Annotated in this window: 20 protein-coding genes; 8 read left to right on the top strand and 12 right to left on the bottom strand. The window is 61.2% G+C overall.

Annotated elements, in window-relative coordinates:
• Positions 1-99: 99 nt before the first annotated feature.
• The 3 genes from E4P32_RS14120 to E4P32_RS14110 all read right to left on the bottom strand — a co-directional run bounded on the left by E4P32_RS14120 (position 100) and on the right by E4P32_RS14110 (position 3,693).
• A complete protein-coding gene (locus tag E4P32_RS14120) occupies positions 100-750 on the bottom strand; it encodes a DUF1120 domain-containing protein (RefSeq protein WP_116435175.1) in 651 nt (216 codons plus the stop codon).
• Positions 751-978: 228 nt separating this feature from the next.
• Complete coding sequence (locus tag E4P32_RS14115) at positions 979-2,730, bottom strand: methyl-accepting chemotaxis protein (protein ID WP_116435176.1); 1,752 nt, start codon at positions 2,728-2,730, stop codon at positions 979-981.
• Positions 2,731-2,928: 198 nt separating this feature from the next.
• The gene (locus E4P32_RS14110; protein ID WP_116435177.1) at positions 2,929-3,693 is read right to left on the bottom strand and encodes a YdcF family protein; all 765 of its coding nucleotides are present in this window, start codon (positions 3,691-3,693) and stop codon (positions 2,929-2,931) included.
• Positions 3,694-3,896: 203 nt separating this feature from the next.
• On the opposite strand from E4P32_RS14110, the gene E4P32_RS14105 reads away from it, so the two are divergent.
• Both E4P32_RS14105 and E4P32_RS14100 read left to right on the top strand, forming a co-directional pair.
• Complete coding sequence (locus tag E4P32_RS14105) at positions 3,897-5,210, top strand: MFS transporter (RefSeq protein WP_116435178.1); 1,314 nt, start codon at positions 3,897-3,899, stop codon at positions 5,208-5,210.
• Between the two features lie 370 nt (positions 5,211-5,580).
• Positions 5,581-6,420 carry an alpha/beta hydrolase gene (locus E4P32_RS14100; protein ID WP_116435179.1) on the top strand — a complete coding sequence of 280 codons (840 nt, stop codon included), beginning with the start codon at positions 5,581-5,583 and terminating at the stop codon, positions 6,418-6,420.
• A gap of 95 nt (positions 6,421-6,515) precedes the next feature.
• Here E4P32_RS14100 and E4P32_RS24355 read toward each other — a convergent pair whose 3' ends face one another.
• The 4 genes from E4P32_RS24355 to E4P32_RS14085 form a co-directional block, all read right to left on the bottom strand.
• Positions 6,516-6,647, bottom strand: a complete 132-nt coding sequence (locus E4P32_RS24355; RefSeq protein ID WP_255419428.1) for a hypothetical protein — start codon at positions 6,645-6,647, stop codon at positions 6,516-6,518.
• Positions 6,648-7,097: 450 nt separating this feature from the next.
• Positions 7,098-8,498, bottom strand: coding sequence for a diguanylate cyclase (locus tag E4P32_RS14095; RefSeq protein ID WP_116435181.1), 1,401 nt, complete (start codon positions 8,496-8,498; stop codon positions 7,098-7,100).
• 276 nt (positions 8,499-8,774) lie between these two features.
• A complete protein-coding gene (locus E4P32_RS14090; RefSeq protein WP_116435182.1) occupies positions 8,775-9,212 on the bottom strand; it encodes a hypothetical protein in 438 nt (145 codons plus the stop codon).
• 95 nt (positions 9,213-9,307) lie between these two features.
• Positions 9,308-10,012 (bottom strand): metalloregulator ArsR/SmtB family transcription factor, encoded by a 705-nt coding sequence (locus E4P32_RS14085; RefSeq protein WP_116435183.1) that lies wholly within the window; start codon positions 10,010-10,012, stop codon positions 9,308-9,310.
• An 84-nt stretch (positions 10,013-10,096) separates the two neighbouring features.
• Here E4P32_RS14085 and E4P32_RS14080 point away from each other — a divergent pair, with 84 nt between their 5' ends.
• Together E4P32_RS14080 and E4P32_RS24120 are read left to right on the top strand one after the other, a co-directional pair.
• Positions 10,097-11,515 (top strand): MFS transporter, encoded by a 1,419-nt coding sequence (locus E4P32_RS14080; protein WP_233526682.1) that lies wholly within the window; start codon positions 10,097-10,099, stop codon positions 11,513-11,515.
• Positions 11,516-11,568: 53 nt separating this feature from the next.
• Complete coding sequence (locus E4P32_RS24120; RefSeq protein WP_233526683.1) at positions 11,569-11,727, top strand: hypothetical protein; 159 nt, start codon at positions 11,569-11,571, stop codon at positions 11,725-11,727.
• Here the strand turns inward: E4P32_RS24120 and E4P32_RS14075 are convergent.
• Both E4P32_RS14075 and E4P32_RS14070 read right to left on the bottom strand, forming a co-directional pair.
• The gene (locus E4P32_RS14075; protein WP_116435185.1) at positions 11,667-12,257 is read right to left on the bottom strand and encodes a YigZ family protein; all 591 of its coding nucleotides are present in this window, start codon (positions 12,255-12,257) and stop codon (positions 11,667-11,669) included. The two genes, E4P32_RS24120 and E4P32_RS14075, sit on opposite strands and share 61 nt — an antisense overlap.
• 31 nt (positions 12,258-12,288) lie before the next feature.
• Complete coding sequence (locus tag E4P32_RS14070) at positions 12,289-13,176, bottom strand: hypothetical protein (RefSeq protein ID WP_116435186.1); 888 nt, start codon at positions 13,174-13,176, stop codon at positions 12,289-12,291.
• Between the two features lie 150 nt (positions 13,177-13,326).
• Between E4P32_RS14070 and E4P32_RS14065 the strand changes: the two genes are divergently transcribed.
• On the top strand, positions 13,327-13,968 hold the full coding sequence (locus tag E4P32_RS14065) for a LysE family translocator (RefSeq protein WP_116435187.1): 642 nt from the start codon (positions 13,327-13,329) through the stop codon (positions 13,966-13,968).
• 7 nt (positions 13,969-13,975) lie between these two features.
• Here the strand turns inward: E4P32_RS14065 and E4P32_RS14060 are convergent, their stop codons facing one another.
• From E4P32_RS14060 to E4P32_RS14055, 3 genes are all read right to left on the bottom strand, one after another.
• Entirely contained in the window at positions 13,976-14,593 is a 618-nt protein-coding gene (locus E4P32_RS14060) for a gamma-glutamylcyclotransferase (protein WP_116435188.1), read from the bottom strand.
• A 180-nt stretch (positions 14,594-14,773) separates the two neighbouring features.
• Complete coding sequence (locus tag E4P32_RS24115; protein WP_167321460.1) at positions 14,774-14,926, bottom strand: hypothetical protein; 153 nt, start codon at positions 14,924-14,926, stop codon at positions 14,774-14,776.
• A 208-nt stretch (positions 14,927-15,134) separates the two neighbouring features.
• Positions 15,135-16,001, bottom strand: coding sequence for a LysR family transcriptional regulator (locus E4P32_RS14055; protein ID WP_116435189.1), 867 nt, complete (start codon positions 15,999-16,001; stop codon positions 15,135-15,137).
• A gap of 122 nt (positions 16,002-16,123) precedes the next feature.
• Between E4P32_RS14055 and bla the strand changes: the two genes are divergently transcribed.
• The 3 genes from bla to E4P32_RS14040 all read left to right on the top strand — a co-directional run bounded on the left by bla (position 16,124) and on the right by E4P32_RS14040 (position 20,705).
• The gene (gene bla, locus E4P32_RS14050; RefSeq protein ID WP_116435190.1) at positions 16,124-17,026 is read left to right on the top strand and encodes a class A beta-lactamase; all 903 of its coding nucleotides are present in this window, start codon (positions 16,124-16,126) and stop codon (positions 17,024-17,026) included.
• A 316-nt stretch (positions 17,027-17,342) separates the two neighbouring features.
• The gene (locus E4P32_RS14045; protein ID WP_116435191.1) at positions 17,343-18,956 is read left to right on the top strand and encodes a methyl-accepting chemotaxis protein; all 1,614 of its coding nucleotides are present in this window, start codon (positions 17,343-17,345) and stop codon (positions 18,954-18,956) included.
• Positions 18,957-19,382: 426 nt separating this feature from the next.
• On the top strand, positions 19,383-20,705 hold the full coding sequence (locus tag E4P32_RS14040; RefSeq protein ID WP_116435192.1) for an MFS family transporter: 1,323 nt from the start codon (positions 19,383-19,385) through the stop codon (positions 20,703-20,705).
• Positions 20,706-20,778: the final 73 nt, after the last annotated feature.

Below are 20,778 nucleotides of genomic sequence, written 5' to 3'. Positions count from 1 at the left end.
GTCAATGCTACCGGCTTATTTTAAGCCGATTCCCAGTTTGACTGTGGACTGCGCAAAAAGTGCGTGCAAGAAGCGTGCTTGCAGCGCAACTCTGTCGCGTCAAAGATACTTGATCTCGATCGTGGCCGAGCCGTCCAGCGGCACGTCTTGATTCAATGGCAAGTTTTCCGGCTTGTTCAGAACCGCCTGGACGTTGATGGTCGCGGCCAGCGTCTTGAGTGCGACCGGTGTCGTGCCGCTTTGGGCGAAAGAGAAATAAGCGCCGTCGTGGTCGAGGTAGTTGGCATTGCCGCTCCACGAAGCGCCCTTGTCCCTGGACGAGATGGCGGAGACCGGCTGACCGTCTGCCAGGGCGGTGGCGGACAGCATCATGGTGTAGCCGCCGACGTTCTTGCCGGCAACACTACCGAGACCGAAGTTGTAGGCGGTGTCGGCGCGAATGCTGTCGACCACGCCGTCGACGCGTGAAGCGCTGCGGTTATCGAGCACCACCAGCGCAATCCTGGCGGTGGCGTCGCAGGTCACGGAAAGACTGACTTGCTTGACGTCGAGTTTCTTGTATTGACCGGCCTGCAAGGTCTTGGCAGGGATGGTGCCGTAGTCGGCCACGCCGCTGTTGCCCAGCGTCGGGGTGCAGGCGGAAGGGCGGATCACGCCGGTCACGCGCAGTTCCACCGTCGGCGCGGCATACGCGGCGGCAGCGGCGCACAAGGCGGAAGTCAGGACGATGAGGGCGGCGAGGCGGTTCATGGCGATCGTGGTTTCATGTGGGCGCTTTGCTTCAGCGCGATGTAACCATTCTCGCGATTCACGTCCTCAAATAATATGAGAAAACTCTCAAAAAATGACTGCTTCGACAAGCATGGCGGCATTGTCGCGGTGAAAGAAAATGTGCCGGATCAACGCATGAAAAAAGGGCTTGCACTGAGATGCAAGCCCTTCGTTTTGCTACCCGTCACGATGATGCAGGGACGTCCGTCAGAAGGTTTCCCAATCCGAATCGGAATCCGGCATCGTCGGTTTCGATCCCGCCGATTTGGCAGGCGCCGAGGCGATGCGCGGCGCTGCAGCAGGAGCAGCCGCCTTGGGTTTGCCGGCGACGGCAGCAGGCCGGACCGGCGCCTTTGCCACCGCAGTACGTACCGGCGCGGCAGCACGCACGATCGGCGCCGCCTGCACGTGAGCACCATCGAGCTTGAAGCGTCCCACCAACTGGGCCAGCGTGGCGGCCTGGTCTTGCAGCGATTGCGCAGCGGCGGCGGCTTGTTCCACCAGCGCGGCGTTTTGCTGCGTGCCTTCATCCATCTGGGTGATGGCCTGGCCCACTTCACCGATGCCGGCGCTTTGTTCCTGGCTGGCCGAACTGATTTCGCCGACGATATCTGTTACGCGCTTGACGCTGGCGACCACCTCGTTCATGGTTTCGCCGGCCTGCTGCACCAGCTTGCTGCCGACGTCGACCTTGGACACCGAGTCATCGATCAGCGTCTTGATCTCTTTCGCCGCAGCGGAAGAGCGCTGTGCCAGGCTGCGCACTTCACTCGCCACCACGGCAAAGCCGCGACCCTGTTCACCGGCGCGGGCAGCTTCCACTGCGGCGTTCAGCGCGAGGATGTTGGTCTGGAAGGCGATGCCGTCGATGACGCTGATGATGTCGACGATCTTGCGCGACGATTCATTGATCGAACCCATCGTGTCGACCACCTGGCTGACGACCGCGCCGCCCTGGATCGCGACTTCGGATGCAGACACCGCCAGCTGATTGGCCTGGCGTGCATTGTCGGCGTTCTGCTTCACGGTCGAGGTCAGTTCTTCCATTGCCGAAGCGGTTTCTTCCAACGAGCCGGCCTGCTGTTCGGTGCGGTTCGACAGGTCGAGGTTGCCGCTGGCGATTTCACTCGATGCAGTGGCGATGGTGTCGGCCGACGATTTGATATTCGAAATCGTGTGCGTCAGCGAATCGCGCATGCGCTTGAACGCATACACCAGGCTCGAAGTATCGCCCGGCGCGGTGTTGATGACCAGGGTCAGGTCGCCGTCGGAAATACGGTTGGCGATTTCCGCCGCGTCGCCCGGGTCGCCGCCGATGGTGCGCAGGATGCTGCGGTTGTTGACCACCACCAGCGCGATCAGAATGATGGCGAAACCGGCGAAGATCGCGATCAGCTGATAGACCGATTGCGTGAACGCCGAATTGACGTCGTCCATGTACACGCCGGTGGTGACGATCCAGTCCCATGGTTCATACCGGAACGCATAGGAAGTTTTCGGCACCGGATCGGGCGAGCCGACTTTCGGCCAGATGTAGTTGATGAAACCGCCTTGGGGCGCGGCGGCAGCCTTGGAGATATTGACGAACACCTGATTGCCGGCCGGATCCTTGAAGTTGGTCAAGTCCTTGCCGTTCAGCTCCGGTTTGATCGGATGCATGACGGTCACGGCCGAAGAGTTGGATACCGAGAAATAACCGTCAGTGCCGTAGCGCATCATCTTCACACGCGCCAGCGCGGTCTTCTGGGCTTCTTCCTTGGTCATCGTGCCGTTCTTGGCCAGCTCACCGTATTCCTTGATCGTACTCATGGCAACCTGCGCCACGTTGATCAGGTCTTTCTTGCGTTCTTCCAGGCGGATGTTGTGCGCCTGGTAAGCGTTGAAGATCGAAATCGAGAGCAGTGCAATCAGGCTGATGACGAGCGGCGCCCACAGACGTTGTTTGAATGAAAGTTTCATTCCATGGTCTCCAGAGTTTTCTTTAATTAAATGTGGATATGGTCGGCGTGTCTGTGCATGCCTTGAAAACTTGGATACAAATACCCGAGTTGTCGTCCGGAATGCTGCCCGGACTGTGTCGTTAACGGCGCGACAACAGGATAACTTTAAACGTGGTAGAAAAAAAGAAAGCCCCGATTAGTGGGGCTTTCCTTGGCCTTATCGGCTCTTGTCCGCGGCCGGTCGCAGCGCGTACCAGAGCAGGCCGATCCATTCGTGCAACGCGTAGTTGCTGCGTCGCAAGCCATCGCCTCCGGGTAATAGATCGTTGAAGGTAAAACGTTCACCGCTGAAAAAAACCGTCGGCGCCGGGATCACCTCGATGCCTTGTGCACGAAAGCTGCGTACCGCGCGCGGCATGTGCATGGCATCGGTCACCAGCAGCACATGTTGTACCCCCGCATTGCGCAAAATCGGCACGCTCAGCCGGGCGTTGTCCGCGGTAGTGTCGGATGCCTGCTCCAGCCAGCGTGTGGCGACACCGAAGTCGTCATGCAGGCTGCGCGCCATTACCGCCGCCTCGCTTTCGGTCGAGCCGTCAGGCTTGCCGCCGGTCACGAGTATGGGCAGGCCACTGGCGCGATGCAGGTGCGCGGCATATTGCAAGCGGGCAAGTGCGGCGTAGCCGGGCATATCCCGATTGCCATATTCCGGCGCATTCGATTGCCTGCCTCCGCCGAGCACAATAATCGCTTGCGCTGTTGACGGTATGACCGACAGCGCGGGGTTTTGTACTTCCAGTGGTGCCGTCAGCAACATCGTACCTACTCGTGTGCTGAACATGAACAGCAGCGCCAGCGCCGTCCAGGTCAGCCACACGGCCCGGTGCCAGCGGCGTTGCAACAATAGTCCGAGCGCTGCAAGCAGCAACAGGTTGAGAGGGAACAGCAGCAAGGCGCTGAAAAATTTGACGAAGATGAACATGGACCGGATAGTGGAATGAAGGCCGCCCATTGTCGTCGATTCTTTCCATTAGGAACAAGCGCGATGACGACGACGGTAGAATGGATGCCGGGAAACAGGTCGGACCGCAGAAGGCGGTCAGCGGTCATCTGAATGGGGAATAAAACGTGATACGTCTGGTGTTGTTGTTGCTGGGAGCGGATTTTATCCGACGATATTGGCATGTGCTGGCATTGATCGGACTGGCCTGGGCGGTCATCGGCGTGAGCCTGTGCATCGATGCGCTCGACGGCGTGCTGGTGTTTCCGCTGACGCTGTTCGGCTGGCTGCTGCTGCTGGAAAGCCTGGCCACGCTGTTCCTCGCGTCGAGCGGGGTGGGCGCGCAGAAAACGCTGCGCTACGTCAAAGGCGGCCTGTTCCTGGCGATCGCACTGCTGATCATTTCGGCCTATCACCACAGCGACATGCTGCTGGCGATGCTGTTCGGCACTGCTTTCACGATCGGCGGCGGCTTGCAGATCATCTCGGCCGCCATCGTGCATTTTCCACGCTGGCGCATGGCGCTGGCAGGTGGTGTCGGCCAGATCCTGATCGCGATTTTTTTCTTTCAGCCTTACCCCACGCATTACAAAGGCACGGTGCCTTACTGCCTGGGCATGGGGCTGATCTTCAGCGGCTGGAGCATGATCTGGCTGGCCAGTCGTTCACGCCGTTTGCCGCGTGATAGTTCATTGTCGCAGCTGGCTTATCGCAACGCCGATTCGGATCGGCCGCTCGATGCGGGCAGCTACGACGGCCAGCTGGCGGTGACGACGCCAGCAGCAATCGCGTCGGCAGCGCCGTTGACGGTGCACGTCTGGACGCCGGCCGGTTCAGCCAGGGAAGCGACGCTGCATCGCCCGATCGTCGATCGCTACATCGCCGCGGTCGACGCCAGCGGCCGCATCTCGACCGGTCACGCCGCGCTGGAGATTGCCCCAAGCCTGTACATCAGCCTGTATCCGGCGGTTGAAATCGATCGGTCACCGGGCGAGTTTTCACGCCTGCTGCGCGCCACGCCGGACAACAATGTGCGCGGCCGCTATCTGACCGACTATCCGTCGGAATCGGCGTCGTGGTGCGAGTCCACCGAAAAGATTTCTTTCCGCGATTACGATGCGCGCCACTTGCAGCAATTCTGGCAGGACTATCGCCGCGAAGAGATCTACAACCTGACCCACCGCAATTGTTCCAGCACGGTCGCGCATGCGCTGGAGGCTGCATTGGAGGGCGTGATCGGCAAGCGCACCGACCACTGGCTGAGCTTCGTCAAGATCCTGTTCACACCGGAAGTCTGGGTCGCCAGCCACATCCGCAAGCGCGCCATGACCATGGCGTGGACGCCGGGCCTGATACTCGACTATGCGCGCGCCTTGCGTGCGGTCGTGCATCCGCGTCCGCTGTCATGGCTGGCCAGCGTGCAACTGGCGATCCGGCGTGTCCGTCGCACACGCCGCCGTCAGGACACCGAAATAGCGGGCCAGGATTCACAACGATAAGCGCGCAATAGCAGCAGGAGCCGGCGTCTCCGCGACAGGAGAGCTTGTCCTACAAGGCAATCCGGCATCGTCCGATTGGTGGCGCGCAGAGGCGAATTTATTATCTGGTCTCGATACCGGAGTTGGCGGTTAGAAAATATACCAACACCAATTCCTCCGGAGCGCCGAATGCGACGCTCCGCCGCCGCCGGGCTAGCTGCAGTGTGATTTTTCAGGCAGACAGTCCGGCGCGCTTCTCTTCTTGTTGTGCTCCCGTTTTTCTTCGCTGCGTATGCGCCGTTTTCACAAGGCGGACGCGATGCTGTGCATTGTCGATTTTTAGGGCAATATGCAGACGTCCGAGATCTTCCATTCAAGGAAACGCAGCGCCATGTCCGACAATAATCAAAATACAGGATTTCTCCAGGCCGCCGACGGCGTCCGACTTTTCTATCGTGAATACCTCCGTCCGCAGCCGCGCGGCGCCGTTGTGCTGGTGCATGGGCTGGGCGAGCACGGCGGTCGCTACGGCCAACTGGCGAGAATTTTCCATGAAGCCGGTTTCTCGGTGCGCATCCACGATCATCGCGGCCATGGTCGCTCGGAAGGTGCGCGCGGCAGCGTGCAGGCGAGCGACGATTTCCTTGCCGATCTCAAAATCGTATTCGACGATTTCGCCGCAGCCGCACAGACCACGCCATTTTTGTTCGGGCACAGCATGGGCGGTCTGATAGCGGCGCGCTTCGCCACCGGTGGTTGGTCGAAAGTGCGCGGACTGATGCTGTCGTCCCCGGCGCTGGCGATCCGGATGTCGGCCTTTCAAAAATTCCTGCTGACCCTGACTACCCGGATTGCGCCGGGTTTTGCGGTGCCGACCAGCCTGCCGGCGCAGCGTTTGTCACATGACGAAGCGGTAGTGCGCGACTTCCTCGGCGATCCGCTCAACCATGGCAAGGTGGCGGCGCGCGTCGTCAATTTCATGCTGGACGCGATGGCGTGCGTGCAGCGCGATGCCGGCACATTTACCTCGCCGCTGCTGCTGCAGTTCGCCGGCGACGACGCCTTCGTCGATCCTTCCGGCAGCCGCGCGTTCTTTGCGCATGTGCCGCAAGTCGACAAGACCGCGCATTGCTACGATGACGCGTTCCACGAGATTTTCAACGAATCCTCAGAGCGCCGTTTGCGCGCGCACAACGACCTGATCGCATGGCTCGAATTGCATTTGCAGTGAGATAGAGAAAGAGGGGCACAGGTCTTTTTGTTGCGCTGCACTGGGGGCCATTCAAGGCAGGAAACTTAACACCGATTTGCAAGTGTAAATTGCTCTCAGGGCTGCCCGCTGGGCAGATTGGTGAAGCCGCAGCGACTGTCAAAACCCACGAAACCAGGGACACAGGCACAGCCGGTGATTGCCAGCGCCAGTGCTGTCGCGAGGATGAGGGTCATGATGCGCGGCATGAGCAGTCTTTCGAAAGGGATGGAAGCGAAATGAAGCGAGGAGTGTAAGGCCAACCAGACACGGTCACCCAGCTCCATAACGGCTGCAAGGACGGTTACTTGAAAGTCGGGGGGGAATTGTAAAGATGCGGAAAAGAGATTTTCCGGCAGGAGGAAAAAGCAAAAGGGCGGAAATATCCGCCCTTTTTTGTCTTCTGTGAACTACCGGCCGGCCTGCAATCACTCGCGGCAGGCCTGTCGCCATGGATCAGCGGGTCGACGCAAAGTAACGGGCGACCATTGCAGCGATCAGCAGGGTGTATGGCAGGATGTCGATCAGGATACGCATGGTGGGCTCCGCAAGAAAGTGATTTATGTTGCGTTGCAGTATGCGTGTTTCAGACGTCCTTTTCCAATTTCGATTCCCAATACCAGTTATCGGTTTGTTGAATATCTGACCCCTGACGCCCCTCAGCTCATCTGGAAAGCGGGTGTTGCCGTCAGCGCAAATGATTCCTGGCGAGCCGTGCAGACCCGATTGCGGCCGCTTTCCTTGGCCTCGTACAAGGCCTTGTCGGCCGCCAGCGCCAGCGCAGTCGTACTGCCGCCGGAGGCCGGCACCATCGCCGACACGCCGATGCTGAGGGTGACGTGGCACAGCGGCTGGTTGTCGGCGTGCGGAATGCTTGCGGCGGTCAGGTTAAGCAGCAGGCGTTCCGCGACCAGGCGGGCGCCGGCGGCATCCGTGTTGGGCAGAATGACCACGAATTCTTCACCGCCGTAACGCGCCGCGACGTCGCCAGGCCGGTTGATCACGCGCAACAACTGCTGCGCGATCTGGCGCAGGCAATCATCCCCGGCCAGGTGGCCGTAGCAATCGTTGTACTTTTTGAAATAGTCGACGTCGATCATCAGCAGCGCCAGCGAACGCTTGTCGCGGCGGGCGCGATTCCATTCAATTTCCAGCACCTGGTCAAAGCAGCGCCGGTTCGACAGCGAGGTCAGGCCGTCCTGATTGGCTTGCGTCAGGAGGATTTGGTTGGCTCCGGCAATGCTGTGGTACAGCCGCGTGATGCCGTACAACTGCGAAACCAGCACCGCCAGCGAAGTGAACAGGCTGGTCATCTTGGCGAAATACCAGCCCAGCGAAAAACGCGCGCCGCCATACAGCGTCAGCCAGACGTCGATACAGGCGGCGACCATGCCGACCATGAGCCATAACTGTTCCGGTTTTTCTTCGCGCATGCGCATTACGCAGAGCAAGCCGATAACGTTGACGCCGAACACCAGCCCCGGAATCAGCATGGTTGAGTTGTCAAAGAAGTCGCGGCCGTTGCGGAGAACTTGCGGCAGGTAAGGTAATCCTTGCGTGGCAGCCAGCGTCAGCAACGCCACCACGGCAATCGTGGTGAGGATGGATCTGCGCACGCTCGTCGCGGTGCCCGCGGTTTCTTCGGAATTCGTTGCGTAGCGGATGATGAGCAGGCCGAAACCGGTATGCCAGCCGCACCATAGCCATACTGCGCTGCTGGTGCTGCCGATGATGGGAGCTTCCATGAGGCCGCCGGGGAAGGCCGCGATCAGCGGCACGAAAATCACCGTCACGAAAAAATACGCCGTGCCCAGCCTGATCGTGCGCTCCTTGCTTTCGATCAGGCCTTTGGCGAACAGCAGCGAGGCCAGGATGATGTTGACCACGACCATGGCGATGCCGAAGCCGCTCATGTAGCCCGGGATCGGCAGCAAGGGGGTTGTTGCGAGCGGCGTGGCGACCGCCGCCGACAGCAGCAGGATGCCGATGATGACGCGCGCCAGGCGAATCTGGCGCGGACTCACGCCAGCGTCTTTGATGAGATAGAGTTCTTCGTCCATGAGAGAAATTTGTTGTAGATTTTTCCCCACATCTTAGTGCTGAAGAAGCGCATCGGCGCGCGAAGAATGATGACCGATTGATAATTTTTCAGAGAGTGTTGTTATTTCGCCGGGATAGTTTTTCTGAAGAAATCTTTATGTCGTATCCGTCCCGAAAAGCGCGCGCCACGGGCATTGCAGAACGGCATCGATTTTCTGCCCGGCATTAAAAAAGCGCGGGCTTTGCCGCGCTTTGTACCGAGGGCCGGAAAAACCGCCCGGACGAACGTCCCTGCTTCATTTTTCCAGTTGCAGGGTCGCGCCTTCCTTGTCGCCGCCGATGACCACCTTGTAAGTGCCGGGATTCTTCAGATCCACGCTGATCTTTCTGGTCTGCGGATAGGTCGAGCTGTTCAGCGAATGTACGGGCCTGATGCTGAAGTCATAGCTGGTCCCGGGCTTGAGCCAGATGCTGAGGCGTTCTCCCTTCTGGATCTGCGCCAATACCACGTCATTGATCGCCAGCTCCAGCGGCGCGTTCCCGAACAAGAAAGACGAGCCGCGTGAGAACTGCACTTCGGCCGTACCCGACGATGGCGACAGCATGCTCTTGATATAAACGCGCGCCGGCGGCACTTGTCCGGTCGAGGTTGTTTGCTCGGCGGCCGGCTGGATTGCGCAGGCGCTCAACGCCATGGTCAGCGCCAGCAGGCATGCGTTCATCGGTGTCTTCATTGCAGCTTCCTTATGTGGATGGTTTTCATGTTGCACGACAGCGATTCTGACATGAAGCCGTCAGCATTGCCTATACAACTTTGCGGGGGCCGCGCTTATGTATTGTCGATGCATTGCCGATGCATTGCCTCGGCATTCCTGACGCGATAGACGCAACGCCGCGCGCCGGCCAGCAGGTGCTCTTCGCGCGTCACCGAGGCGATGTCGCCAAGGACTTCGCTGAACAGCTGCAGCTCCGAGCGGCAAAATCCCTGGCAACTGCTTGCCGCCGCACAGATCGGGCAGTGGTCTTCGATCAGCAGCCAGTCCTTGCCATCCTTCTCGACGCGCGCCATGTAGCCTTCGGCGGCGCGCAGGGACGCCAGCTTGTCGAGTTTTTTCGGAATGCCGGCGAGGCCGCTGCAGGCCTTCAGGTAATCCTTGCGCATCTCGCCTTCACGCTGGGAAATCAGGCGGTCCAGTCCTTCTTCGCCGAACAGCTGTCTGATCGAACCGATCAACTGGATCGTCAGGTAGGCATGCGTATCGGGGAAGCGCGCGTGGCCGGCTGCACTCAACTCCCAGTTCTGTCGCGGCCGTCCGGCGCCGGCAGCGGCTTCCTGCACGCCGCTGATCAATTCGTCCGCCAGCAGCTTCTGCACCTGCAACCGCGCCGCTTCTGCCGTCATCCCGAGTTCCTGCGCCAACGTCGCGGTGGAGGCAGGGCCGCGCGTCTTCAGCCGGAGCAGGATGCGTTCGGCGGTCGACATGTCGGGGTTAATGGTAATTTTATTTTCCAAGTGTTTACTTGTGTAATTCATGGTGCGGGTTTAACATGCGTTCAAACAATATCCAAACAAACGCTTGCATATTAGGCGTTATCCATCCGAATGTCGAGGCCAGTCATGAAGTCTGAAACCGTTGTCGTCACGTCCTGGAGCGAATTGCTGACCGGCCGCAATCTGCTGCGCTCGGTCGCCCTGACCGGCGGCGTTGCGCTGCACGCGATCAATGTCCACATCGTCACCACCATCCTGCCGTCGGTGGTGCGCGACATCGGCGGCCTGGCGTACTACGCCTGGAACATCACGCTGTTCGTGGTCGCCTCCATCGTCGGCTCGGCGCTGACCAGCAAGCTGCTCGACAAGCTCGGCCCGCGCCGTGCCTATCTGCTGGGACTGGCGGTGTTCACGCTGGGCTCGGTCCTGTGCGCGACGGCATTGTCGATGCCGTGGATGCTGGCCGGGCGCAGCGTGCAAGGCCTCGGCGGCGGTTTGCTGGCCGCGCTCGGCTATGCGCTGATCCCGGTGCTGTTCGAACAGCGCCTGTGGTCGCGCGCGGTGGCGCTGGAGTCGGGCATGTGGGGCGTGGCGACCTTGCTGGGACCGGCAGTCGGCGGATTGTTCGCGGCCGGCGGCGCCTGGCGGCTGGCGTTCTGGTGCCTGTTGCCGGTGGCGCTGCTGCAGGCGGTGATCGTGGCCGGACAGCTGGGCGGCAAGCCGGTGCAGGGCGACGCTGCGGCTTCTGGTCCGGTACGCATTCCACTGCTCAAGATTGCCTTGCTGGCGCTGTCGGTGCTGCTGGTGGCGTTGGCCGGACAGGTCGAGGACAGCGCCGGAAAATTGCTCGGCGTCGCGGCCGGACTGGCGGCGGGTGGGCTGGTCGCCTGGCTTGACCAGCGTCCCGACGTGGCCTTGTTGCCGACCGGCGCCTATCAATTGAGTACCGCAATGGGGAAGGTATTCGCCTGCGTCTGCCTGCTCATGATCGGCAGCATGACCGAAATCTTCGTGCCGTACTTCCTGCAGACCTTGCATGGTTACGCGCCGCTGCAGGCCGGTTACATGACGGCCGCCATGGCCGGCGGCTGGAGCCTGGCGTCGCTGCTCAGTTCGGCGCGCAGTGGCAAGGATGCCGATCGGATGGTGCGTTTCGGACCGCTGGTGATGACCTTGTCGCTGCTGTCGCTGGTGTTGCTGTTGCCCGGAGACGTCGATGTCGCAGCCGAAGGATTGTGGCTGGCGCTGGCGCTCGGCGGTGTCGGCTTGGGTATCGGATTGGGCTGGCCGCACCTGCTGACGCGGGTGTTGAAATCAGCGCGCCGCGGTGAAGAGAACCTGGCCTCTGCCGGCATCACCACGGTGCAGCTCTATGCCATGGCGATCGGCGCGGCGTTGGCCGGGCTCACGGTGAATGCAGCCGGTCTGACCGAACCGGGCGGCATCGATGGCGCACGGCATGCGGCTTACGCCTTGTTCGCCTGCTTCGCGCTGACGCCGGCGCTGGCGATCGTGCTGGCGCGCCGCGTGGCGCGGGACAGGTAAGCGGGGACATGCTCATGCCAGCGACGACCGTAACCTGTGAGGAGCACGCAGCCATGGATCCCATCAGCGAGATTGAATATCACCTCGTGGTGGCCGAGTTCGATGCCTTGTGGGGACGTCCCTGCAGCGACGCCAACCGGCGCCGCATGGATTACATGATCTGCGTGATCGCAGCGTTTGAAGAAAGCCGCGGCAAGCTGTCCGCAAGCTGAGGCAGTTGCGCTGCCGGCAAGCGCACATGCAGGCGCGCCAGCGTGTCGTGGCGGCTGCTGAGCAGGGCGTATTGCTTCTGTTGCAGCCAATAGCGCAGCTGCGATTCATCGGCATAGGCGATGGCGATTTCCACTTCGGCGTAGACGATGCGCTCGACGCGCTGCGCTTGTTTGAGCGCGGTGGCGATGGCGTCGGTATAGGCGCGCACCAGGCCGCCGGCGCCGAGCTTGATGCCGCCGTAATAGCGCACCACCGCCGCCAGCACGCCGTCGAGTTCGTGGTGGCGCAACACTTCCAGCATCGGCCGTCCGGCCGTGCCCGACGGTTCGCCGTCATCCGACATGCCGGACTGGCCGCCGGCCATCAGCGCCCAGCACACGTGGGTGGCGGCGCGATGTTGCATGCGCAGTTGTTCCAGTTGCCGTTGTGCGGCATCGCGGTTGTCCACCGGCATGACGATGCCGATGAAGCGGCTCTTGCGGATCTCGAGTTCGATCTCGACGGCGGCGGTGAGGGTATAGACCGGCAAGGGCGGTTATCGATTATCTGGTATCGCGGGCTCAGGCGGTCACGCCGCGCAGTGCGTCGATTTCCGCCTGCAGGGCCTGGTTCTCGGCCGTCAACTCAGCGACGCGCGCGTTGAGGGTGGCGATTTCGGCGCGCAACGCAGCTGCATCGTCGCCGTCAACCGACCATGGCGGCGCGGCGCCGTCGTTGGCGCTGCTTGCCGCTGCAGTTTCAGTTTCAGTTGCGGGAGCCGCGCGCGGCGTACGGTTGGCGGCTTGCTTCTCGCGCACCATCTTGGCGGCCTGGCGCAATTCCTTCTTGCCCCCGGCTACGGCCGTGATCTGTTCTTCGCTCGGCAGCGACGCCACTGCAGCGGCGGCGTTGATCGAGATGGCGCCCGTGCGCACTGCTTCGACCAGTTCCGGCGCGGCGGTCTTGCGGATCTTCTCGATCTGGCCGATGGTGTTGGAACTGATGCCGGCGACACGGGCGATGTCTTCGCGGGTCTTGATGGAGGCGCTTGGGATCGCGGTTTCTTCTGCCTGTGTGTTGCTGCTTTCTTCCGGCGCCGTGCCGTCCGCCTTGGCGGCGATGGATGCATCCATTTCGGCGCGCACGCGGGCGGAGATGATGTCGCGCTTGCGCAGCGCCAGCACGCCGCGCTGGAAGTCGGTCACGCTGCGGCGGCCGAGCTGGTTGTCGATCATCCACAGCATGACGTCATCGATCGAATTGAAGCCGGTGTTTTGCACGGTCTTGAATTCGATGTCGTACTTGCGGCAGATTTCGTAGCGGTTGTGGCCATCGACCAGCACGTCGCCCCACAGCACCAGCGCATCGCGGCAACCTTCGGCCAGCAGGCTGCGTTCGAGGGCGGCGTATTCGTTGGCGGTGAGCGGGTCGATGTATTGGAGAAGTTCGTTATTGATCGTGATAGTCATGGCATCCCTGGACCGCTCCGGCGAATCGGAGGCGGACCGGAATTTTACACTACGGGTCGCGGGCGGCTGCCGAGCAGTCATCGCGGCCACACGGAAATCCCGCGGCTGATAAAATCGCGATTCCCCTCACGTTCAGGAAACGGAAGCAACATGGACGCCTTGTTCTTCAGCCCCGTCGCGATCATGCTGGCGCTGGTGCCAGGTCCGAATAATTTTTGCGCGCTCAACAATGGCATTCGCCGCGGCGTCGGCGTGGCGCTGCTGGCCACGTTCGGGCGTGTGACGGCGTTTGCGATTTTCCTGACGGTGTCGGCGGTCGGACTGGGCGCCATGCTGCTGGCTTCGGAAGCAGCCTTCACGGCGGTCAAGTGGGTCGGTGCGTTGTATCTGTTCTATCTCGGCTGGCGCGCCTGGCGCAGCCGTGAATTCCACGGGCTGGAACTGGCCGACGGCGTCGGCCCGGGCGCTGCGACTTCGACGCAAGTTCAGAAAGGGGTCTTCGCACTGGTCATGCAGGAGTTTCTGCTCGGCATCACCAATCCGAAGGCGATCATGCTGTTCGCCGCAATCTTCCCGCAATTCATCGATCCGGCGCGCCCGGCGGCGCACCAGTTCCTGGTGCTCGGCTCGATCTACCTGTGCGCCGAATTCGTCTCCAGCGCGGTGTATTCGGCCTGCGGCAAGCAGATCCGTCGCTACATCCGCACCTCGCGCGGCGTGGCGCGGCTGAACAAGGCCACCGGCGGTTTCTTCATCGGCGCCGGTGCTCTCCTGCTGGCGGCGCGTCAGTAAGTTTCATTCAAGGATGCGGCGGTCCTGCCGCATCCGTTCCCTTGTCGTTCTCCGTATTCATCTCCCCCAGCAATTGCAGGTGACGCTCGATTTCGAACACGTGCGGATCGTCCTTGCCCAGTTCGCGCAAGGCCACCGCCAGTCCCAGCAGGTAATCTGCATTGCGCCCGCTCGGGCCTTCCGCGCCGGCGATCTGAAGTGCGATGTCGCGTTCCGACGCCGGACCCAGGAAGGCGGCGTTTTCTTCCGTGGCGATATAGATCAATCCTTCGGTGCAGTTGCCGTCTTCAAACAGGATGTCGGTTGCCAGGCGCAGGTAGCCGTTCTTTTCGCGGTAGTCGAGATGGCCGAACACTTCCGGTGTAATCAGGTAAGCCATGCCGGCGCAGGTCGCACCTTCATCCCGGATCAGCGTCACGACGCGGCCGGGCGCCTGCACGGTGCCGCGATGGTCATGCGAGCCCTGCCAGAAGCGCCGGCTCCAGCCGACGATGTGGGCCGGACGGCGCTCGATGAAAGGGAAGTCGGCCTTGAAGATCAGCGACCCGTAGCCGAACAGCCACACGCTGTCGTGCTGGTCGAAACGGGTCATGGACTTGTTGCGGGCGATGGTGTTGTCGGACATTGCAGGCGATACGCGCCGGGAAGGGCGTGACGGAATGTTGATCTGCTGAAATTATAAAGGCAAGCGCCGATGGGCGTGTCGGCCAGGGCGGCAGGGAGATGATGGCCGCGCGGAGAAGAGGGGAGGAATCTGAAAAATGCAGCCTGGGCGGACAGTTGGCCGCCCAGGCAAAGTCGGACGTCAGTTCTTTTCGTGACCCTGTTCCATGTCGGACAGGCCCGAGTACATGCCGCAGCAATGCGGCTCGCCGCGGTGCGATCCGGTCGTGAGGGCGCTGGAGTCGTTGAGGTAATCGACCAGTTTCCGGTACAGCGCAGCGAAGTAATTTTTCATGATGTCCCCCGTTTCCTTGTTGGGTTGAGACACGTTGCAAGCCGCCCGATCTCGTCGGGATGTGACCTGCAATCCGCATTTGTAAACGATTACATCACCTTGGCAAGTCTTGATGTGTGCGGATGTAAATAGTTTATATCATTTATTTTACGGTGTGTTCTCTTTTGCAACTATCAGGCGTTTCCTGATACCGGATGTGGTCTTTTGTCTACGCCACGCTGCTTGCATGTGCCAGCAGCCAGCTGCGGAAGACCTGCATCGCCGGCGTCTCCTGCCGCGATTTCAGGCGCGTGAGCCAGTACGCGCCGTCGCTGATGGAAATGTCGAAGGGGCAGGCCAGACGGCCCTGGCGCAGTTCGCGTTCGAACATGTTGACCGGCAGCAGCGCCACGCCTGCTTGCTGCGCCACCGCTTCGGCCATGGTCAGCGAGGAGTCGAACACGAAGCCGCGGATCGGCGGGCAGGGCGCACCGGCGGCGGCGAACCAGTGGTTCCATTCGTCGGTGCGATAGGAGCGCAGCAGCGTTTCACCGGCCAGGTCCTGCGGCCGGCGCAGCCGCGCAGCCAGCGCCGGCGCGCACATCGGCGACAGCGGTGCGGCGAACAGGCGCTCGGCGTCGGTGCCGTGCCAGGCGCCATCGCCGAAACGGATCGCGTAGTCCAGTCCTTCGCCGGCCAGGTCGACGCGGTTGTTGTTGGTCAGCAGGCGCAGATCGACGAACGGATAGGTCTGCTGGAATTCACGCAGCCGCGGCATCAGCCAGCCGACCGCAAACGTGCCGACCGCGCCCAGCGTCAGCACTTCGCGCATGCGGCCGTTCTCGAACTGGCTCAGTACGGTGGCGATGCGTTCGAAGGATTCGGCCAGCACCGGCAGCAGCGCCAGGCCTTCGTCGGTCAGCGCGAGACCGCGCGGAAGGCGACGGAACAGCGTCACGCCGAGGCGCTCCTCAAGATTTTTGACCTGCATGCTGACGGCGGTCTGGGTCACGTTCAGCTCATCGGCGGCGGAGGTGAAGCTGAGATGGCGCGCCGCCACTTCGAAGGCGCGCAAGGCATTGAGGGGAAGATGCATGAGTCGTCCGAATTCATCCTGGGATCAGTTTTTCTGTGGTCTGGGGCAAATTATCGTGAATTGCGATGACCGTACTTGCTGCCTATCATTTCGCTTCGTCTCCAATTTTGCAAGGAAAAATGATGACTGACAGAAGACATTTTCTCGCCATGACCGGCGTTGCACTGGCCGGCTGCGCCAGTGGCGCGTGGGCAGCCGGTACCGCTGAGGCAAAAAAATCTAAGGACTCTGCTTCCCTTGTGGCGCGTCTGGCGAAACTGGAAGCCAGCGTCGCCGGTCGCCTCGGCGTGGAAATCCTCGACAGCGGCAGCGGCCGCCGCTGGGGCTATCGCGCCGACGAACGCTTCCCGATGTGCAGCACCTTCAAGTTCCTGGCGGCCTCGGCCGTGCTCAGGCGCGTCGACACCGGCGCCGAACAGCTCGACCGCCGCATCGTCTACGGCGAAGACGTGTTGGTCAATTACTCGCCGACCACCGGCAAGCACGTCGGCGGCGACGGCCTGTCGCTGGCGCAATTGTGCGAAGCGGCCATCACGCTGAGCGACAACACCGCCGCCAACCTGATGCTGCGCAGCCTCGGCGGCCTCGACGCGTTCAATAAATTCGTGCGCTCTTTGGGTGACGACACGACGCGCCTGGATCGCTTCGAAACCGAACTCAACACCTCCATCCCCGGCGATCCGCGCGACACCACGACGCCCACGGCGATGACCGGCAACCTGCAAAAGATCCTGCTCGGCGATGCTTTGTCGGCGGCGTCGCGACGCCAGATCACGGCCTGGATGCTGGCCAACAAGACCGGTGACCGCCGTGTGCGTGCCGGCATGCAGCCGGGCTGGAAAGTCGGCGACAAAACCGGCTCGGGCGACTATGGCACCACCAATACCGTCGCCATCATCTGGCCGCCGCAAGGTGCGCCGTTGCTGGCGTCGATTTATCTCACCGAAACCAAGGCATCGGAAGAGCAGCGCAATACGGTGTTGGCGGAAGTCGGAAAATTGATCGTCGGCGGTCTTGATCGATAAGATGTGCGTATTCGATTTGCTCGTTGGATTTGCTGGCCGATTTGTTCTTTCGACAAGACCGTGGTTGTTCCGATAACGCTTGTGACGCCAATCTTGTCGAAGCATTAATGCCATTCCCATTTTTTCGATGCCTTTTGCGCAACATATGCCTCAAAGCCCCGATCTGCGGGGCTTTTCATCGTATGTTGCGACGAATCAAATATCCCGTTTTGATTTGTAATGGCGACCTGCCCGGCGGTGCTGAGCGGATCGGGGTCGCCTCGAGAATTTAAAAACACGTCGCAGCAGCGACGGTAAAACGGGATTGAAAATAGCAATGAACATTATCGGAAACATGCGAATCGGCAAGCGCCTGGCGTTGGGCTTCGCCCTTATTCTGGCCTTCTCCATCGTGATCACGGCCATCGGCATCTGGCGCTTGCAAGCGGTATCGTCGGCCACGCGCGAGATGATGAGCCAGCCTCTGCTGAAGGAGCGCCTGATCGGCGACTGGTACGCCAACCTCGCCAGCGGCATCCGCCGCACGATCGCCATCGCCAAGAGCAGCGATCCGTCGCTCGGCCCGTATTTCGCGGCGGAAGCGGCGGCCTCGTCCAAGGGCTCAGGCGAATACCAGAAGAAGGTTGAGGCACTGCTGGAAAGCGACGAAGAAAAGAAGCTGTTCCAGAAGATCGGCGAACAGCGCAAGCTGTACTTGAGCTCGCGCGACGCCATCAACAAGGCCAAGGCGGCTGGCAACATCGAGGAAGCCGAGCGCGTGCTTGAAAAGGATTTCGTCCCGGCATCCAACGCCTATCAGGACACCATGCGCCAGTTGGTCGAACTGCAGCGCAAAGACATCGACGACACCGCGAAACACATCGACGTCATCGCCGAAGACAGCCGTATCTTGCTGCTCGCGCTCGAAGGCCTGATTCTGGCGCTGGGCGTGCTGTGCGCCTGGTACCTGACGGTCGGCATCACGCGGCCGATCAATTCCGCCGTGACCATTTCACGTCGCGTTGCCGAGGGCGACCTGACCAGCGACGTCCAGGTCAGCAGCAAGGATGAAACCGGCCAGCTGCTGCAAGCGCTGCAAGACATGAATCTCAGCCTGCGCGGCATCGTCAGCAACGTGCGCACCGGCACCGACACCATCGCCACGGCATCGAGCGAAATCGCCGCCGGCAACCTCGACCTGTCCTCGCGCACCGAGCAGCAAGCCAGTGCGCTGGAAGAAACCGCGTCATCGATGGAAGAACTGATCTCCACCGTCAAGCAGAACGCCGACAATGCGCGCCAGGCCAACCAACTGGCGGTATCGGCATCTGAAATCGCCACCCAGGGCGGCGGCGTGGTCGGTCAGGTGGTCGATACCATGGGCGCGATCAACGACTCGTCGAAGAAGATCGTCGACATCATCAGCGTGATTGACGGCATCGCTTTCCAGACCAATATCCTGGCCTTGAATGCCGCTGTGGAAGCCGCGCGTGCGGGCGAGCAGGGTCGCGGCTTCGCCGTGGTCGCCTCCGAAGTGCGCAGCCTGGCGCAACGCTCCGCGGCGGCCGCCAAGGAAATCAAGGTGCTCATCAACGACTCCGTGGAAAAGGTCGGCAACGGCAGCAAGCTGGTCGAGCAGGCCGGCGCGACGATGGCGGAAGTGGTCAACAGCGTCAAGCGCGTCACCGACATCGTCGCCGAGATCAGCTCCGCCAGCGAAGAGCAGACTACCGGCATCGAGCAAATCAACCACGCCATCACCCAGATGGACCAGGTTACCCAGCAGAACGCCGCGCTGGTGGAAGAGGCTGCCGCCGCTGCCGCCTCGATGCAGACCCAGGCCGACAGCCTGGCGCAACTGGTCAGCGTGTTCACGTTGAGCGGCACGCCGGCCTTGCCTTCCGCGCGCCGCACCATCGACATCACGCCGTCGGAGCCGCGCCTGCGCTGATCCCTCGGAGACGTTGCAACAAGAAGCCCGGCCCGGCAACGGACCGGGCTTTTTTATCGGCGTTCGCTTTGGCTGGATATCCGCAAAAAGGCTGTGCGGGATTCCGGATGTTCGCAAGGAAGTTGCTTCCCTTGTCGTAACGAAATTTTTAAAAATCCTTTGAAATCAGCATGTTGAGCGATTTCATCTGATTGGCACGATGCCTGCATATAAGTCTCCCAAAACAATAAAGCAGGAGACAGATGTGACGCCGCTTCCTTCGCCGTAATCCGGCAAATCAACGTCCTTTCTCGCTCTTGTCGCACCGTGCGCAACATGTTCGCGGCCGCGATTGCAGGCACACGCCTGGCACAAATATCAAACAGCCGGTTTGCCCCGTGATTTTTCGTGGAGCACCTCCGGCCGCTTACAAACCTGGAGATAGCAATGACTCAAACAGTTTCCACCACCTCGACCACGCCCGTCCCGGCCGCTGGACCATCCACCACCAAGCAGCGCATCTTCGCGATCCTCGGCGCCTCATCGGGCAACCTGGTCGAGTGGTTCGACTTCTATGTCTACTCATTCTGTGCGATCTATTTCGCACCGGCCTTCTTTCCCAAAGGCGACACCACCACGCAATTGCTGAACACTGCCGGCGTGTTCGCCGCCGGTTTCCTGATGCGCCCGATCGGCGGCTGGCTGTTCGGACGCATCGCCGACAAACACGGCCGCAAGACCTCGATGATGATTTCGGTGTTGATGATGTGCGGCGGTTCGCTGATGATCGCCTTCCTGCCGACCTATGCCGTGATCGGCACGGCGGCGCCGTTCCTGCTGCTGGTGGCGCGCTTGTTCCAGGGCCTGTCGGTGGGTGGTGAATACGGCACCAGCGCGACCTACATGAGCGAAATCGCGCCAAAAAATAACCGCGGCTTCTTCGCCTCGTTCCAGTACGTCACGCTGATCGGCGGACAGTTGCTGGCGGTGCTGGTGCTGGTGGCCATGCAGCAGACCTTGAGCAATGAAGAGCTGCGCGCTTGGGGCTGGCGTGTGCCGTTCGTGCTGGGTGCATTCGGCGCGCTGATTGCGCTGTACCTGCGCAAGTCGCTGACCGAGACTGCCTCCGCAGAAACCCGCAACAAGAAAGAGGCCGGCACCTTCGCCGGCCTGTGGAAGCACAAGCGCGCCTTCTTCACCGTGGTCGGCTTCACCGCCGGCGGCTCGCTGATGTTCTACACCTTCACCACCTACATGCAGAAGTATCTGGTCAACACCGCCGGCATGGACGCCAAGACCGCCAGCGCAGTGATGACCGGCGCGCTGTTCGTCTACATGATCCTGCAGCCGGTGTTCGGCGCACTGTCCGACAAGATCGGCCGCCGCAACATGATGTTGTTTTTCGGCGTGCTCGGTACTCTGTGCACCGTGCCCATCCTGCACATGCTCAAGGACGTCACCGATCCGTATGCGGCCTTCGGCCTGGCGATCCTGGCGTTGTGCATCGTTAGCTTCTACACCTCGATCAGCGGCCTGATCAAGGCCGAGATGTTCCCGCCGGAAGTGCGCGCGCTGTGCGTCGGCCTGTCGTATGCAGTCGGCAATGCATTGTTCGGCGGCTCGGCCGAGTTCGTCGCGCTGTCGTTCAAGGCGGCCGGCATGGAGTCCAACTTCTACTGGTACGTCTCGATCATGTGCGCGATCGCCTTGCTGATCACGTTCCGCATGCGCGATCCGAGCAAGGTCGGTTACCTCAAGGACGAGGACTGATGGATTTGCGGGAGGCAGGGGAAGAGAAGGACAGGGCAGGGCGCGCCAGCGGGTATCATGGCGGCATGTATGT

Origin of the sequence: Herbaspirillum sp. 3R11 (genome assembly GCF_004563925.1) — a bacterium.
Lineage (GTDB): Bacteria > Pseudomonadota > Gammaproteobacteria > Burkholderiales > Burkholderiaceae_D > Herbaspirillum.
The sequence above is the reverse complement of the archived record's forward strand: the minus strand, read 5'-3'. Positions and strand labels throughout refer to the sequence as shown.

Coding starts and splice junctions, on each gene's coding strand:
- E4P32_RS14070 (WP_116435186.1), bottom strand. CDS start 13,176: ATGACTATCACGATCAATAACGAACTTCTCCAATACATCGACCCGCTC.
- bla (WP_116435190.1), top strand. CDS start 16,124: ATGACTGACAGAAGACATTTTCTCGCCATGACCGGCGTTGCACTGGCC.
- E4P32_RS14045 (WP_116435191.1), top strand. CDS start 17,343: ATGAACATTATCGGAAACATGCGAATCGGCAAGCGCCTGGCGTTGGGC.
- E4P32_RS14110 (WP_116435177.1), bottom strand. CDS start 3,693: ATGTTCATCTTCGTCAAATTTTTCAGCGCCTTGCTGCTGTTCCCTCTC.
- E4P32_RS14065 (WP_116435187.1), top strand. CDS start 13,327: ATGGACGCCTTGTTCTTCAGCCCCGTCGCGATCATGCTGGCGCTGGTG.
- E4P32_RS14080 (WP_233526682.1), top strand. CDS start 10,097: ATGAAGTCTGAAACCGTTGTCGTCACGTCCTGGAGCGAATTGCTGACC.
- E4P32_RS14095 (WP_116435181.1), bottom strand. CDS start 8,498: ATGGACGAAGAACTCTATCTCATCAAAGACGCTGGCGTGAGTCCGCGC.
- E4P32_RS14055 (WP_116435189.1), bottom strand. CDS start 16,001: ATGCATCTTCCCCTCAATGCCTTGCGCGCCTTCGAAGTGGCGGCGCGC.
- E4P32_RS14085 (WP_116435183.1), bottom strand. CDS start 10,012: ATGAATTACACAAGTAAACACTTGGAAAATAAAATTACCATTAACCCC.
- E4P32_RS14090 (WP_116435182.1), bottom strand. CDS start 9,212: ATGAAGACACCGATGAACGCATGCCTGCTGGCGCTGACCATGGCGTTG.
- E4P32_RS14120 (WP_116435175.1), bottom strand. CDS start 750: ATGAACCGCCTCGCCGCCCTCATCGTCCTGACTTCCGCCTTGTGCGCC.
- E4P32_RS14115 (WP_116435176.1), bottom strand. CDS start 2,730: ATGAAACTTTCATTCAAACAACGTCTGTGGGCGCCGCTCGTCATCAGC.
- E4P32_RS24355 (WP_255419428.1), bottom strand. CDS start 6,647: ATGCCGCGCATCATGACCCTCATCCTCGCGACAGCACTGGCGCTGGCA.
- E4P32_RS24120 (WP_233526683.1), top strand. CDS start 11,569: ATGGATCCCATCAGCGAGATTGAATATCACCTCGTGGTGGCCGAGTTC.
- E4P32_RS14040 (WP_116435192.1), top strand. CDS start 19,383: ATGACTCAAACAGTTTCCACCACCTCGACCACGCCCGTCCCGGCCGCT.
- E4P32_RS14100 (WP_116435179.1), top strand. CDS start 5,581: ATGTCCGACAATAATCAAAATACAGGATTTCTCCAGGCCGCCGACGGC.
- E4P32_RS14060 (WP_116435188.1), bottom strand. CDS start 14,593: ATGTCCGACAACACCATCGCCCGCAACAAGTCCATGACCCGTTTCGAC.
- E4P32_RS24115 (WP_167321460.1), bottom strand. CDS start 14,926: ATGAAAAATTACTTCGCTGCGCTGTACCGGAAACTGGTCGATTACCTC.